Annotated in this window: 15 protein-coding genes; 8 read left to right on the top strand and 7 right to left on the bottom strand. The window is 32.3% G+C overall.

All coding sequences use genetic code 11. The annotated features are described in order from the left end of the window. Positions 1-42 precede the first annotated feature (42 nt). On the bottom strand, positions 43-1,008 hold the full coding sequence (locus AACL19_RS06420; protein WP_339045655.1) for a glycosyltransferase: 966 nt from the start codon (positions 1,006-1,008) through the stop codon (positions 43-45). 130 nt (positions 1,009-1,138) lie between these two features. Between AACL19_RS06420 and dnaQ the strand changes: the two genes are divergently transcribed. After that, a complete protein-coding gene (gene dnaQ, locus AACL19_RS06425) occupies positions 1,139-1,837 on the top strand; it encodes a DNA polymerase III subunit epsilon (protein WP_339045656.1) in 699 nt (232 codons plus the stop codon). A gap of 85 nt (positions 1,838-1,922) precedes the next feature. Here dnaQ and AACL19_RS06430 read toward each other — a convergent pair whose 3' ends face one another. Then, positions 1,923-2,675: a hypothetical protein gene (locus AACL19_RS06430; RefSeq protein ID WP_339045657.1), complete on the bottom strand. Its 753-nt coding sequence runs from the start codon at positions 2,673-2,675 to the stop codon at positions 1,923-1,925. A gap of 144 nt (positions 2,676-2,819) precedes the next feature. Here AACL19_RS06430 and smpB point away from each other — a divergent pair, with 144 nt between their 5' ends. The 3 genes from smpB to AACL19_RS06445 all read left to right on the top strand — a co-directional run bounded on the left by smpB (position 2,820) and on the right by AACL19_RS06445 (position 5,215). Further along, positions 2,820-3,260, top strand: coding sequence for an SsrA-binding protein SmpB (gene smpB / locus AACL19_RS06435; RefSeq protein WP_339045658.1), 441 nt, complete (start codon positions 2,820-2,822; stop codon positions 3,258-3,260). Continuing rightward, positions 3,260-4,774, top strand: coding sequence for a 2,3-bisphosphoglycerate-independent phosphoglycerate mutase (gene gpmI / locus AACL19_RS06440; protein WP_339045659.1), 1,515 nt, complete (start codon positions 3,260-3,262; stop codon positions 4,772-4,774). Before smpB ends, gpmI begins: the two co-directional genes overlap by 1 nt. A gap of 81 nt (positions 4,775-4,855) precedes the next feature. Next, on the top strand, positions 4,856-5,215 hold the full coding sequence (locus AACL19_RS06445; protein ID WP_339045660.1) for a hypothetical protein: 360 nt from the start codon (positions 4,856-4,858) through the stop codon (positions 5,213-5,215). Here the strand turns inward: AACL19_RS06445 and dapE are convergent. After that, positions 5,205-6,365, bottom strand: a complete 1,161-nt coding sequence (gene dapE, locus AACL19_RS06450; protein WP_339045661.1) for a succinyl-diaminopimelate desuccinylase — start codon at positions 6,363-6,365, stop codon at positions 5,205-5,207. The two genes, AACL19_RS06445 and dapE, sit on opposite strands and share 11 nt — an antisense overlap. Before the next feature lie 274 nt (positions 6,366-6,639). Here dapE and AACL19_RS06455 point away from each other — a divergent pair, with 274 nt between their 5' ends. Next, positions 6,640-6,831, top strand: coding sequence for a hypothetical protein (locus AACL19_RS06455; protein ID WP_339045662.1), 192 nt, complete (start codon positions 6,640-6,642; stop codon positions 6,829-6,831). Positions 6,832-7,239: 408 nt separating this feature from the next. On the opposite strand, the gene AACL19_RS06460 is transcribed toward AACL19_RS06455, so the two are convergent. Beyond that, complete coding sequence (locus AACL19_RS06460) at positions 7,240-7,536, bottom strand: HU family DNA-binding protein (RefSeq protein WP_339045663.1); 297 nt, start codon at positions 7,534-7,536, stop codon at positions 7,240-7,242. 160 nt (positions 7,537-7,696) lie between these two features. Between AACL19_RS06460 and AACL19_RS06465 the strand changes: the two genes are divergently transcribed. From AACL19_RS06465 to mdh, 3 genes are read left to right on the top strand one after another with little or no spacing between them, the layout of a single operon-like run. Continuing rightward, positions 7,697-8,998: a glutamine synthetase beta-grasp domain-containing protein gene (locus AACL19_RS06465; protein WP_339045664.1), complete on the top strand. Its 1,302-nt coding sequence runs from the start codon at positions 7,697-7,699 to the stop codon at positions 8,996-8,998. Positions 8,999-9,009: 11 nt separating this feature from the next. Continuing rightward, the gene (gene hemC, locus AACL19_RS06470; RefSeq protein WP_339045665.1) at positions 9,010-9,897 is read left to right on the top strand and encodes a hydroxymethylbilane synthase; all 888 of its coding nucleotides are present in this window, start codon (positions 9,010-9,012) and stop codon (positions 9,895-9,897) included. 52 nt (positions 9,898-9,949) lie between these two features. Continuing rightward, on the top strand, positions 9,950-10,912 hold the full coding sequence (gene mdh / locus AACL19_RS06475; protein WP_339045666.1) for a malate dehydrogenase: 963 nt from the start codon (positions 9,950-9,952) through the stop codon (positions 10,910-10,912). A gap of 79 nt (positions 10,913-10,991) precedes the next feature. Here the strand turns inward: mdh and AACL19_RS06480 are convergent, their stop codons facing one another. From AACL19_RS06480 to AACL19_RS06490, 3 genes are all read right to left on the bottom strand, one after another. Beyond that, positions 10,992-12,020: an NAD(P)/FAD-dependent oxidoreductase gene (locus AACL19_RS06480; protein ID WP_339045667.1), complete on the bottom strand. Its 1,029-nt coding sequence runs from the start codon at positions 12,018-12,020 to the stop codon at positions 10,992-10,994. A gap of 46 nt (positions 12,021-12,066) precedes the next feature. Continuing rightward, a complete protein-coding gene (locus AACL19_RS06485) occupies positions 12,067-12,750 on the bottom strand; it encodes a VirB8/TrbF family protein (protein WP_339045668.1) in 684 nt (227 codons plus the stop codon). Positions 12,751-12,979: 229 nt separating this feature from the next. Further along, the gene (locus AACL19_RS06490; protein WP_339045669.1) at positions 12,980-13,537 is read right to left on the bottom strand and encodes an RsmD family RNA methyltransferase; all 558 of its coding nucleotides are present in this window, start codon (positions 13,535-13,537) and stop codon (positions 12,980-12,982) included. Between the last annotated feature and the right edge of the window lie 76 nt (positions 13,538-13,613).

Genomic DNA, 13,613 nt, shown 5'->3' on the forward strand with positions numbered 1-13,613 from the left:
TATGTAATTTTTATATTATGAATTTATTTTATCAATCTAAAATTATCTACCCTTTTCTTGGCTATTCCCCGGCTGTTCTAATGATAGATTTTCTAACTCACTACTTTTTTTGCCATAGTCTTGTTTGTCAAGGCCAAGTTTTTTTAGGTCTTCTTGGCTGTTGTAATTAATAGTCCTATCATTTTTCCGCTGATTATCTAAAATTATGTTTAATGATGGCAACCCATTACCAAAATGGGACAGCATTTTATAACATTTTTCTTCTTTTATTCCTTTGCTTTTACATCTCTTAATAAAAAAATCATCTATAAACCATACTGGAGCTGTATTATTAATATCTTGATACTTATCTATTGTAGTACTTACCCATGTAACATGCTCAGACATAAATAGGTTAAAAAGTTTTTTATTACTATCACCCCTAATTTCATTACATTTAGCAAGAAAATTACTTAAGCTAGCAATATTAATGTGTTTCCCTTCATGTTTGTCACATCCTATGCAATCTTTAATTTTAACATTAAAACTAAATCCGTATTTTGTATTAAGATTACCTACCTCTCCAATAATTTCAGTATCCATATCAAAATAAATACCACCAACAATATCAATTATCTGTAACTTAATCATATCACTTATGGCTAAAAACTTACCAATTGTACTTTTTAAGGTATCTACTTTAAATATTTTACCTAACAAAGGATAAATCTGTTTATCCAGCTCCATATCATACACATCAATCTTCCAAAGGTTTTGAGTTTCATTATCTCTCTTAAGTTCAACTCTCTCTTTAATTTCATTAATTTTAATGTTTTCTATGCGATCAATATTTTTCCTATTATTCGGTAATAGATGTTTTTCACTATAGACTAAAATTATATCTCTTGATTTGTTTGTATCTGCAGCTTTTAGTAAATTACCAAAATATTTCGGTGGGACGTCACTGCCAAACCAGACGAAGTATATTGGCAAGTTGTCTGAAACGATATTATCATTATTTATATGCATAATTAATCTTCCTAATCAATAATATTGATTATATAATTAAAATATTAGTAAATCAAAAAAAAATTATTTAGTTTGAGAGAATTGATTTATCTTTCTTCTGTCCTTAATATTACCTTTTACATGGTAAGTTGTGAGTAAACTACGTGAAATAGTGCTTGATACAGAAACTACAGGTCTTGATATTGACTCTGGACATAGAATTATTGAAATAGGGTGCGTGGAGCTTGTAAACAAGGTTCGTAGTGGGGTTGTTTTTCATGAGTATATAAACCCTTGCAGGGACGTTCCCTATCATTCCACAAAAATCCATGGTATTACAGATGAGATGCTCAAAGACAAACCAGTATTTGAAGAGATAGCACAAAAATTTATCGATTTTACCTCCGATAGTGCACTCGTTATACACAACGCGGGATTTGATGTAAAATTCATCAATATGGAGCTTGGCAGACTAAATCATGGCTCCATTTCTTCTAGTCGAGTAATCGATACTTTAAGCATGGCAAGGAGAAAATTTATGGGCTCTCCCGCTTCTTTAGATGCATTGTGCAAACGTTTTAATATTTCACTGGAAAGCAGGGAAGTTCACGGAGCATTGGTGGACGCAGAACTACTAGCAAAAGTATATGTTGAAATGACAGGAGGTCTGCAAATTTCTTTCTTTCACAATGCAAAGCAAAGCAGAGACCAAACTGCTGAAGGTAATGACTGTTCAATGAGTAAAAAATATTATAAACCACGGGATTTTCCCTTGAGTCAAGAAGAGATCAATGCTCACATAGAGCTTTTAAAAAGTATTAAAAACCCAATCTGGATGAAATTTGTATAGTTTAAAATTTTAGGCTTTAATAAAAACTAAACAACTATCTATAAAGGTAGCATAACTTTAATATCATAAACAGATTCTTAAATTATTACGAAGATCTCTGATGTTCATTAAGTCTTCCAGATTGTCCTTCCGAGTCAACAGATGCTCCTTCTAATTCTGTATTACACTTACTTGAAGTATCTACTTTTTTATCCCTTAAATCTAATTTTTCTTTAACTCCCTTCTTTACATCTTCTGTTGATTCTTTGCCCTCATAGCTCTGAGTAGACATTTCTCTTGTATCAGTACTAAAACAAAAACAACTAATAAAGCTATTCCATAAATTTAGTATGGTATTTTGTATACTCTTTAAAAAACTATTTCTTTTTTTACCACACTCTGATATCTTAGTTTTCAACATTATAACATCACTAGTTAGACAACTCCGTTTGTATTCTTCGCTTAATTTTTTATATTGATCCATCACATTATCTAATATTCCTGTTTTATCTAATCCTTTAATAGGTTCTTCAACATACGATTGTGCTGTAAGGAGAGAAGATTTGTGCGTTTTTAATGCTTTTTCTAATTTGCTATGTTTATCTTTTAGGTCATCTAAATACTGTGTTACCTCATGTTCATTTCTTTTTGTACTTAATTTTTTCAGATCTTCACCTATCTCTTGTAGTGTTCCACATAATGTTTCATATTTATTTATTAGCTTATCTAAATACTCTTTCATTTCCTGCTCGTTTCTTTCTGTATTTAGTACTATCAAATCTTTTGAGATCTCATTTAATGTTTCATCAATTGAAAGACATTTATCTTTTAGATTATGTAGTGTTGTATCTTCATTCATATTTATCCATTTATATTTACTACATATAAAAATTATAATACATTTTTCTAAAAAATCAATTATTTTACAAATGCTACAATAAAGACATTTTATATAGTAAAAACCATAGCTATAATGATAGTTAAGTAGAATATCTAGTAATAAATGGAAATAATAATAGAAAATAAAAAAGCCAGATTTAACTTTTTTATCTTAGAAGAGTTAGAAGCAGGGATAATTTTAATGGGAAGCGAGGTAAAGTCACTGAGGGAGAAGAAAGTTAATTTGTCTGATGCATACGTCAGTGAGAAAAACTCGGAGATGTGGCTGAACAATATGCACATCTCAGAATATAAACCTGCAAACCGCTTTAACCATAGTCCTAAAAGAGCACGTAAACTACTTCTACATAAAAAGCAAGCCAACAAACTAATTGGCAAAGTAAAAGAGAGCGGTATTACAATTATACCATTATCTCTATATTTTAATGACAAAGGGATAGCTAAAGTAAAAATTGCCGTTGCTAAGGGTAAAAAACTTTATGATAAAAGAGAAACAATTAAGAAAAGAGATTTGGAAAGAGAAGAACGTAGGTTAAACAAATAATGCAATTTTTAGGGAATATTAAGTCAGTTGTTTTGTGCATACTTGATGGTTGGGGAAATGCAAAAGATGGCAAATACAATGCTATTAGCAGTGCATCTAAACCTTGCTGGAATTTTATTACTCAAAACTATCCAATATCTAGAATATCTACCAGTGGATTAGACGTCGGTCTTCCTAAAGGACAGATGGGTAATTCAGAAGTTGGACACATGAACATTGGTAGTGGCCGAATAGTGATGCAGAGCCTGCAGCGTATTAACGAAGAAATCGATAAAGAAAATAAAGTTTTGTTGGATTTTATAAATGACTTAGGCAAAAAAAACGGTACCTGTCATATTATAGGTCTTGTATCTGATGGGGGAGTACACTCTCATCAAAAACACATCTCTAAACTTGCAACAATTGCATCTAGCGCAGGTATAAAAGTTGCCATTCATGCTTTTTTTGACGGCCGCGATACTTTACCCAAATCTGCTATAGAGCATATCGCAACACTACAGAATGATATAAAGGGCCTTAGCAATGTTGAGATAGTCACAGCTTGTGGGCGTTATTACGGCATGGATCGTGATAGCAATTTTGAGCGCACAGCTAAGGCTTATAACGCAACAGCATTTGCCCAAGGGATACGTTATGATAATACTATCTCACTTATAAATGAAAGCTACAAACACAACGTTACTGATGAATTTATCGAGCCAGCAGTAATAGGTAATAATTACAGTGGTATCAACGAAGAAGATGGCGTCTTAATTGCTAATTTTCGTGCTGATAGAGTAATTCAACTTGCAAGCGCTTTACTTGGCAAAATAGAGATATGTAAGCCCATAAAATTTTCTTCAATACTTGGCATGACAGAGTATAACCTAGGCATTCCGTGCCTGTTTCCTCCTGCTGATTTTAACAATACGCTTGGTGAAGTTATATCTCATTACGGATTTAAGCAGCTACGTATTGCTGAAACTGAAAAATATGCCCATGTGACATTTTTCTTTAATTGTGGTAGAAAAGATCCCTTTTTAGGAGAGGAGAGAGTGCTTATTCCATCGCCAAAAGTTGCAACCTATGACTTAAAACCAGAAATGTCTGCTTTTGAACTAACTGAGTCGCTTATAAAACATATTAATTCGCAAGAGTTTAAATTAATAGTAGTTAATTATGCCAATGCTGATATGGTCGGCCATACAGGTAACATAGATGCAGCTATACAAGCAATTGAAACCGTTGATAAATGTTTAGCAAAAATACTAGATGCTACCTCAAAAATAGGTAATACAGCGCTTGTAATTACTGCAGATCATGGCAATGCTGAAGATATGTTTGATGAAAAAAGCTCTATGCCAAACACTGCTCATACGCTAAATCCTGTACCATTTGTAGTCTGCACAAATCCAAAAAAAGAAATAAAATTAAGGAATGGGCGCTTATGTGATATCGCTCCAACAGTGCTAAGATTATTGAATATAGATAAGCCTAAAGAAATGACAGGAGATTTATTAATATCACAGTCTTAAGCTATGTAAACACTTGACTTTTTAATGACTTAATTTTACTTAACTAAAATAGTTAATTTAAAGTTATGGGGGTCAGAAAGCTTGCAAGAGTCCTTAATACATTTACAACAATCAAGGCACATACGTGAGGGGGAAAGAATATTTGGGCAGGAATTGCAATATAACCCATATCGCAGAGCAGAAGATGTAGGACTTATGGCCAATTTATGGCAAAAAAGTGCATCAAAAGTTGCTATTTTATCTATATTTATAGTTCTAGGAGGTATCATAGGAGGAATTATTTCAGGTTTAATAGTAAAAAATCTTTCAGAAAGTTCATGGTGGATAATTCTAGGGACTGCATTAGGTTTTGCACTAGGAATAGTAGGAACAAGTGTACCATTTTATTGTAAAGAGATATGTGCAGTCTTTAAAAAAGAAAATCGAGAAGTTATTTTATAGTTTTTCTCAATTCAAAAAAATTCTTTATAAATTCTTTATAAATCTGTGTAATTTTGTATATATCATCTACAGCAACGTTTTCATCTATCTTGTGAGCAGTTTTGTTCAATAAACCAAATTCTACTACTGGACACATATCTTTGATAAATGCAGCGTCAGAAGTCCCGCCAGAAGTGCTGAATTTTGCATTAACCCCTGTTATTTTCTTAATGGAGTTAACCATCATATCAGTGTACTGATTAGGAGTTATCACAAATACCTCCCTCCCCTTATCCATTGATAATTCATACTTTTTTGTCACTTCAGAGCAGATATTATCTATCAGTTTAAACAAGGTATCTGGAGTATAATAATCATTATATCTTACATTAAATCGTGCAGTTATAAGACCAGGTATTATGTTAGTAGTATCATTACCAACATCAACGGTTGTAATTTCACAGTTTGAAGAATCAAAATATTCGCTACCACGGTCAGGCACAGAATCTTTTATTCTTTGTAGCATAAGCATCATTCTGCTAACTGGATTGTCGGCAAATTGTGAGTAGGCAACATGTCCTTGTGTTCCGTAACATTTCAGATTAAAGTTTGCTGAGCCACGACTACCTATTTTTATGGTATCACCAAGAACTTCTTTACTTGTTGGTTCTCCAACTATGCAATGATCTACTTCTTGCTGATTTTGCCTCATCCACTTCAAAACAGATTTTGTACCATAATCACTAAAATCTCCCTCTTCATCACCTGTAATTATTAAACTAATTGAACCATCAATTTTGTATCTTTCGTTTAGTAATTCTAAAACAGCTATAATAAACGCACAAATTGTGGTTTTCATGTCCACTGCACCCCTACCATAGAGAATATCATTGCGTATTTCTGGTTTGAAAGGATCTGACGTCCATTGTTTTATGTCCCCTGGCGGCACAACGTCAGTATGTCCAGCAAAGCATAAATTTGGAGACTTATTACCAAGTCTTGCGTAAAGATTTTTCACTGTAACGTTGCCACTACTAAAATCCAAACAATGACAATCAAAATTATATTTTTCTAAGACTTCTTTTAAAAAATTTATAGCACCAGCATCCTGTGGCGTAATACTCGGCAAAGAAATCAACTTTTTAGTAAACTCAACTACATCAGTTATCATAAATTAAAAAAATACTTTTTTCTCAAACCTATTTATAATATTAAAAGTTAATTTTAAGAAAATGAGAAAATTAGGTTTAGTAGGTTTTTTATTAATAGCGGTAGTACTCAATAACTCTTTTGCTAGGTCAATATTCAGTGATCACAGTAGAATTACAGTAGTGAATATAAGTTCAATCCATTTTTTAAAACAAAAGAATCTGAAAAATTACCTCCCATACCTGAGTTAAATGAGTTTGATAATTAAGGTTTATGGTAGTTGATACCTAGAATTTATGTCTGTACTAAATGATACTAATTATGAAGCTGAAGTGGATTCAATATATGATGAACTGGATCATCAAATAATTACACCTAACGCAGATATTACAACATTCAAAAAAGAACTGATAATAATCTGGTTTGGTCATAATACCTTTAGACATGTATTTTGTGGTGAAGTAAACTTGGGGGAATGCACTTTGTAGGTAGATATCTTGAAGCTCAAGAAAAGGGTGGGCTGGGGTTACAGAAAATGCCCTAAAGAAGAAGTGAAACATCCAATATACACTTTTGGAATTGATTTTTTGAATCCAGAAAAAAAGTAAAAACTAAGTGTCAAAGCGGATATGATTACAATTGGCACGCCAAAGATATCTTGATTTTAGCAACCAAAGCATTAAAAGCTTTTCAAAAGCAAGTTATATGATTTACCAGATGGAAATAAGGCAGTTTTTGTCAAAAAAAGCAGCAAACTACCTTTTATCCAGATCTAACTCCTCATTGTGACAGGGGTAAGACCAGCTGTAGTTGCAGATGAGATTGCAAGTAAAAAAATTAATGCTCTTTTTGGAGCAATAGATTTAGATAGGTTTACTTAATAATATTTATTTAAATTATGTTTTTTTCTTATTAATAAGATCCTTTACAACTTTTGAAGGGCGAAATGAGACAATGTTATGTTCTTTAATTGATACTTCCTTTGAGGTTTTAGGATTGTGGACAATTCTTGTTTTTTTCTTACTAACTTTAAATGTACCAAAAGAGTTGATTTTTAGTACTCCTTCTTTTGCAAGAATTAACCCTATCTCATTTATTATATCTTCCACTATTTCCAGTGAATCTTTTCTAGATAAACCTATTTGATTGCTAATTATCTCCACTATTTTAGCTTTAGTTAAAGTATTACTCATTTTTGAATTTTATACATTTATGAATTTATACTATATTACTTAAGTAGCTTGTTAAATTGTAATTTTTAAAAATCAATTTTATTGCAGTACAAGATGTTTATCGGTATTTTAGAAACATCTTCTTATTCAAGAAATACTCGTGTTTTCTATTGTCAATGATGTGCTCAATTTAATAAAACAAAATTCAGTAAAATTTATTGATTTTCGTTTTACTGATCTGTTTGGCAGTTGGTATCACAAAACTTATAAAGCAGACTCAAATAAAATTGAGCTTATATTGGCAAATGAAATACCAATTGATGGTTCTTTTGTAGCTAACAGATATGTATATGAAAATGTAATTTTATTACCGGATTTAATTACTGCCTTTCTCGACCCATTTTGTGCACAAGCAACACTTGTAATTTTGTGTGATATTATGGATAAAGATAGCAAAGAGCACAAGTATGATTCTAGATCAATAGCAAAAAGAGCATATAAACATATGCTTAGTACTAATATCGCGGATCAAGCATATTTCAACCCTGAAATGCAATTTTATATTTTTGACAGTGTAAAATATCACACCAGTAAGTGTTCTTCGTATTTAAAATTAGACTTAATAGGAGAAAATAACCCAAATAAAAAGCAATATGATGAAATGCATGAGTTAAAAGATATAATGACCTCTCCAAACGATCAGCTGCATGACATAAGGTCAGAAATTTTAGAAATGATGTCTGAAGTAGGGATAAAACCTCTATCACACTATTTGCAAGGTGTTTCTAAATGTGGAGTTGAATTTGAGTGTGAGGAATTTTTACGTAGTGCTGATAATATACAAAAGTTCAAGTATGTAGTGCGCAATGTTGCAAGTTCATATGGCAAAACTATAACTTTTATGCCTTTTCCGATAAAAGGATGTGAGAGAAGTAGTATGCGTTGCAGTCAGTCTTTATGGAAGAACAATGAGAATTTGTTTTTTTATCAAAATATATCAGAAACATGTTTGTATTATATTGGTGGTATCATAAAGCACGGACAAGCAATTAGTGCTTTTGCAAAGCCCACAACAAATAGTTATGCTAATCTTTTACATTTGGGATATTCCTTTGCTGATTCCGCCCAGGCAACAGTTAAGATACCATATAGCGGCAAGGTAGTTCAAGTTTGCTTTCCTGATGCTATCGCTAATCCATACCTTTGTTTTGCTGTGCAGCTTATGGCTGGTCTTGATGGTATAAAAAATAAAATTCATCCCGGTGAAGCTTTGGATGAGCAATCAGAGTTTGAAAAAAATACTGCTTCTCAATCTCTGCAAAGTGCTTTAGATGCACTAAGTCATGATAAAGAGTTTTTACTTCAGGGTGGTGTTTTTACTGAGGAACAAATTAATGAATATATAATAGCAAAAAAAAGCGAAATCAAAGATAAAGAGTTAGCTATCCATCCAGTTGAATTTGCAAATTATTACAATTTGTAATTTTATAAAAAATGTTAATTAAGATTGGTACAAGAGGTAGTGAGCTTGCAGTTATCCAGGCCATGGAAGCAAAAGAGTCGTTACTTAGCCATTTTCCTAACCTTAACATAGAAATTGTGACAATAAAAACTTCAGGTGATAAAAATACTAATGTAGCTTTATCTAGCATTGGTGGAAAAGGGCTATTTACTTTAGAGATTGAAAATGCACTGCTCTCTCAAAACATAGATATTGCTGTACACTCCCTTAAAGATGTACCTGCATTTTTTGCACAGGGCTTGACAATACCTTGCATTTTGAAAAGATGTAGTCCTTATGATGCCTTTGTTTCACATAAATATCAAAATATATTATCTCTTCCATATGGCGCTACTATTGCCACTTCTGCAATAAGAAGAAAAGTACAATTACAAAAATTAAGACCTGATTTGAATATAATGCCTATGCATGGCAACGTGACAACACGGCTAAAAAAATTAGAACAATTTGATGGAACGATACTTGCCGAAGCTGGGCTGATCAGACTGCAAAAACATAATTTCACAAAAGAGGTGTTACCTACAAAAAAAATGTTACCCAGCGTAGGCCAAGGAACTATATGTCTGCAATGTTCTGCAGATAATACTAAAGTTATAGAAATGCTAGAGGCAATAAATCATAAGGCAACCTTTATGCAAATTAAGGCAGAACGTAGTTTTATGAGGACAATTAATGGTTCTTGCTTTACTCCACTTGCTGCTTTAGCTGAGTATCAGGGTGAAAATCAATTGTATCTAAGGTGCATGTTAGCTGATGAGCAAGGTAAAAATGTACACTTTACTGAACGTCTTTCACATGTAGAAGATGCTGAAAAGATAGGAATAGATGCTGGTTTGGAGCTAAAGGCAAAAATTTATTAGCTAAATTATGGCAAATATGTTACTACAGAGCTGATCTTTTATAAAAGTAGTTATGACAGTAAGACGTAAAAAGATATCTTTAATTGGTGCTGGCAATATTGGCGGAACTTTAGCGCATATGATTGCTCTTGCAGAATTTGGGGATGTTGTTCTTTTAGACGTTAACGAAGGTATACCACAAGGTAAAGCGCTTGATCTTGCCCAATCTTCAGCTATTGATAAGTTTGATGTAAGCATTATTGGCAGCAATAACTATGAGGATATAAAAGATTCAGATGCAATCATTATCACTGCAGGTATAGCGCGCAAGCCGGGAATGAGCCGTGACGATCTGCTGAGCATTAACACAAGTGTCATGAAAGAAGTTGGAGAAAATATCAAAAAATATTCTCCCAACGCATTTATTATAGTTATAACCAACCCTCTTGATGCTATGGTTTGGGTAATGAAGCAAGTTACTGATGTACCATCAAATATGATAGTAGGGATGGCTGGAGTTCTAGATTCAGCTCGCCTTTCTTATTTTCTTGCACAAGAATTGGGAGTTTCAGTCAAAGATATTTCTGCTTTTGTTTTAGGTGGGCACGGCGATACCATGTTGCCTTTGGTTCATTATTCTGCAGTCTGCGGAATTCCTTTAACTGACCTTATTGATATGAAGATGATTACAAAACAGAAAATTGATGAAATATTTGAGCGTACCCGTAATGGAGGGAAAGAAATTGTAGAGTTACTTAAATCTGGATCTGCCTATTACGCTCCTGCTTCATCTGCCGTTTGTATGCTTAAGTCTTATCTAAAAGATCAAAAACGTATTCTTCCATGTGCTGCTTATTTAAATGGTGAATATGGTATTTATGATCTATTTATTGGCGTACCTGCAATCATAGGTAAAAATGGTATTGAAAAAGTTATAGAGGTAAAGCTCTCTGACGAAGAGAAAATGCAGTTCACTAAATCAATCAAAACAGTAGAAGAACTAGTAGCACAAACGAAAAATGTTTTTAACGTTTAAAACAGCACCTTAATCCTGCTTTAAGCTTATGCATTGTGTAATTTACATTAGCATATATAGAAACTACTTCTTTGTTGAGCTAAATAATTTGTGGTATACCCTTTGAAGTTGAATAATGAAAATTTAAAGGTAAGCCTGGAAAAACAATTTTATATATATCATGGCAGGCCATGGCAGCTTCTGAAAAACCACTTAATATGAGCTTTAATTTACCAGGATAAGTTGATATGTCACCAATTGCATACACTCTATCACGGCTAGTTTTACAAGTTGCTGGGTCAACAACTACATGTTTGTACTTTATTTCTATTTCCCAATTTAGTATGGGACCAGGCTCCATTGACAGTCCAAAAAATAGTAGCAAAACATCTGCAGTTAGCAGTTTTTCTTCTTCAGAGCCAATACATTTTACTAAAATTTTGCTCAACTTACCATTTTCCCCAAATAGTTTATTTAACTGATACGGTGTAACTAAATCTATTATACCTTGCTCTGCAAGTGATTTTATCTTTTTTGCCGTCTCTGATATACAACGAAATTCTTTTCTTCTATGCACAACATAAATTTTTTTTGCTACCTTAGATAGTTCAACTGCCCAATCAGCAGCTGAATCACCCCCACCTGCAATTACAACTTGTTTGCCTTCAAAATCAGATATTTTATTTACACTATAAAAAACTGATTTATTTTCATAATCTAAGATATTTTCTAGTGGTGGGCGATTTGGCTGAAAATATCCACCACCAGCAGCAATTATAACAGCTTTGCAGGTTATTTTTTTTTTCGAGTGTTTAGTTTCAATCACTATAGTCATAGAGTTAGTTTCATTATCATCCAAGATTTCTACTACTTTCTCTCCTAGATGATAAGTAGGCTGAAATGGTGATGCTTGTGCAGTTAAGTTATCAATTAAACCTTGTGCTGTAATCACTGAATATCCTGGAATATCATATATAGGTTTTTCTGGGTATAGCGCACTGCATTGCCCACCTATATCAGGCAAGATATCAACTACATGACACCTCATACCTAGCATTCCTGCCTGGAAAACTGCAAATATCCCAATAGGACCAGCCCCAATTATTACTATATCAGTTTCATATTTCATTTATATTTAGTAAATATATTTATATTAATTAGCTTACTGTGTGGAGTCAACGTTCGGCAACAATAGTTTGAATAGATTGATACTCATTAACAGTAAATTTTAAGGGTATTACACCTGCTGCACTTACTTTTATGTTTGAAAGTGTGAAGGTTAATTCCACTGAATTAAATGTAGTATTAATTACTGCTTCTTTATTCATTTCTTGTGCTTTAAAAGTTACAATAGCATTACTAGAATAAGCTAAAGGATCAAATGATAATTTTATCGACTGAACGGTTATAACTCGTTTGGTACCTAGCCTATATTTTAGTATTGGGCTTGTCATGCTAGCAGAATTCATGTTCTTTTTAAAGTTTAGGTAAACTTTACGTGCAGAGTTATTTTCAATAAAATTCACTTGATATTCTAGGTTATCATAATCATATGATTCATATGTTTCTACATATTTTCCAACTAAATACCTAGATAGAGAGACCTGTTCTTTCTCCTCATTACTAAAACTTAATTTCTTTAAAACAGTGAATTCATCGCTGTTACGTTCAGTATATTTAACGAAAATAAAATCTTTTTTTAATGGAAACAATAAATACAGATTTAATAATACTGTGCATAAACATAAAGAAGTAAAAGTTATCATCAATATTAGCCATGCTCTTTCTGTTATGCAGAATAAATATTTATAGCAATACCATTCAATTGCATCATCAAGGTATTTACTTCTTTTAATCAAATCCTTTAGCAAACCTTATCCAAAAAATTAAGTATACTTTAAAATATAAAATAATAATCTTAAATTTGATTAAAAAGCCAAAAAATTTTAAATTCTTAAGTCTCACTTAATACATCTGTATTTCCTTTTAATTATGGGTAAAAATTTAAGGAATGGACAGGGAAAGCAAATACACAAAAGGAAGACTAGGATAAGAGTCTATTGCTTGCGGTATAAAAGTTATATATTCTTAGCTTGCAGACGAATTTTTAGAAAGCAAAATTATCTTTGCTGTACCATAAACTCGTTTTAACATTATGTTGTAATTTTTGTCTAATTGAAACTCCTCGTTTTTGCTAATTTCAAGCATTATTAATGCTCCATCTGTAAGCCAGTCCGAATTTACTAATCCTGCTAAAGTTGGTTCAACAAAACTACTATTGTATGGTGGAGTAATAAAAGCAAAATCACATCTTGCTACTGCTTTAGGTAATCTATCAGCACTACAACAAATTAAAGTAACATTATCTGTTATCTTTAAATTCTCCGCAGTTCTTTTTATCAATTGAAGATTGTTATAGTTTAAGTCCACCATGAAGGAATGCTTTGCACCTAAAGATAAGGCTTCAAATGATAAAGAACCACTTCCACAAAAAAGGTCAAGTACATTAGAACCAGTTAATGATTTTCTATAGGCAAGAATAGCAAATATTGCTTTTCTTACCTGTGCCATAGTTGGTCTTGCGCCTAGAGACTCGTCAGTTTCAATTTTCCTGCTGCTGTACTTACCGGATATAATACGCAACACTTTTTTAAACAAAGGTTAATAATGGTAGAAGTATATTGTAATATATAAAAATATCAATTTATTTATTAAGACTTGA

It is taken from the genome of Candidatus Mesenet endosymbiont of Agriotes lineatus (assembly GCF_964019585.1).
In the GTDB taxonomy this organism is placed as follows: Bacteria; Pseudomonadota; Alphaproteobacteria; order Rickettsiales; family Anaplasmataceae; genus Mesenet.

Bases quoted from the DNA above. Each gene is read 5' to 3' on its own strand.
- smpB (WP_339045658.1), top strand. From the start codon at position 2,820: ATGGAAATAATAATAGAAAATAAAAAAGCCAGATTTAACTTTTTTATC.
- AACL19_RS06420 (WP_339045655.1), bottom strand. From the start codon at position 1,008: ATGCATATAAATAATGATAATATCGTTTCAGACAACTTGCCAATATAC.
- hemC (WP_339045665.1), top strand. From the start codon at position 9,010: ATGTTAATTAAGATTGGTACAAGAGGTAGTGAGCTTGCAGTTATCCAG.
- gpmI (WP_339045659.1), top strand. From the start codon at position 3,260: ATGCAATTTTTAGGGAATATTAAGTCAGTTGTTTTGTGCATACTTGAT.
- AACL19_RS06460 (WP_339045663.1), bottom strand. From the start codon at position 7,536: ATGAGTAATACTTTAACTAAAGCTAAAATAGTGGAGATAATTAGCAAT.
- AACL19_RS06455 (WP_339045662.1), top strand. From the start codon at position 6,640: ATGTCTGTACTAAATGATACTAATTATGAAGCTGAAGTGGATTCAATA.
- mdh (WP_339045666.1), top strand. From the start codon at position 9,950: ATGACAGTAAGACGTAAAAAGATATCTTTAATTGGTGCTGGCAATATT.
- AACL19_RS06480 (WP_339045667.1), bottom strand. From the start codon at position 12,020: ATGAAATATGAAACTGATATAGTAATAATTGGGGCTGGTCCTATTGGG.
- dapE (WP_339045661.1), bottom strand. From the start codon at position 6,365: ATGATAACTGATGTAGTTGAGTTTACTAAAAAGTTGATTTCTTTGCCG.
- AACL19_RS06430 (WP_339045657.1), bottom strand. From the start codon at position 2,675: ATGAATGAAGATACAACACTACATAATCTAAAAGATAAATGTCTTTCA.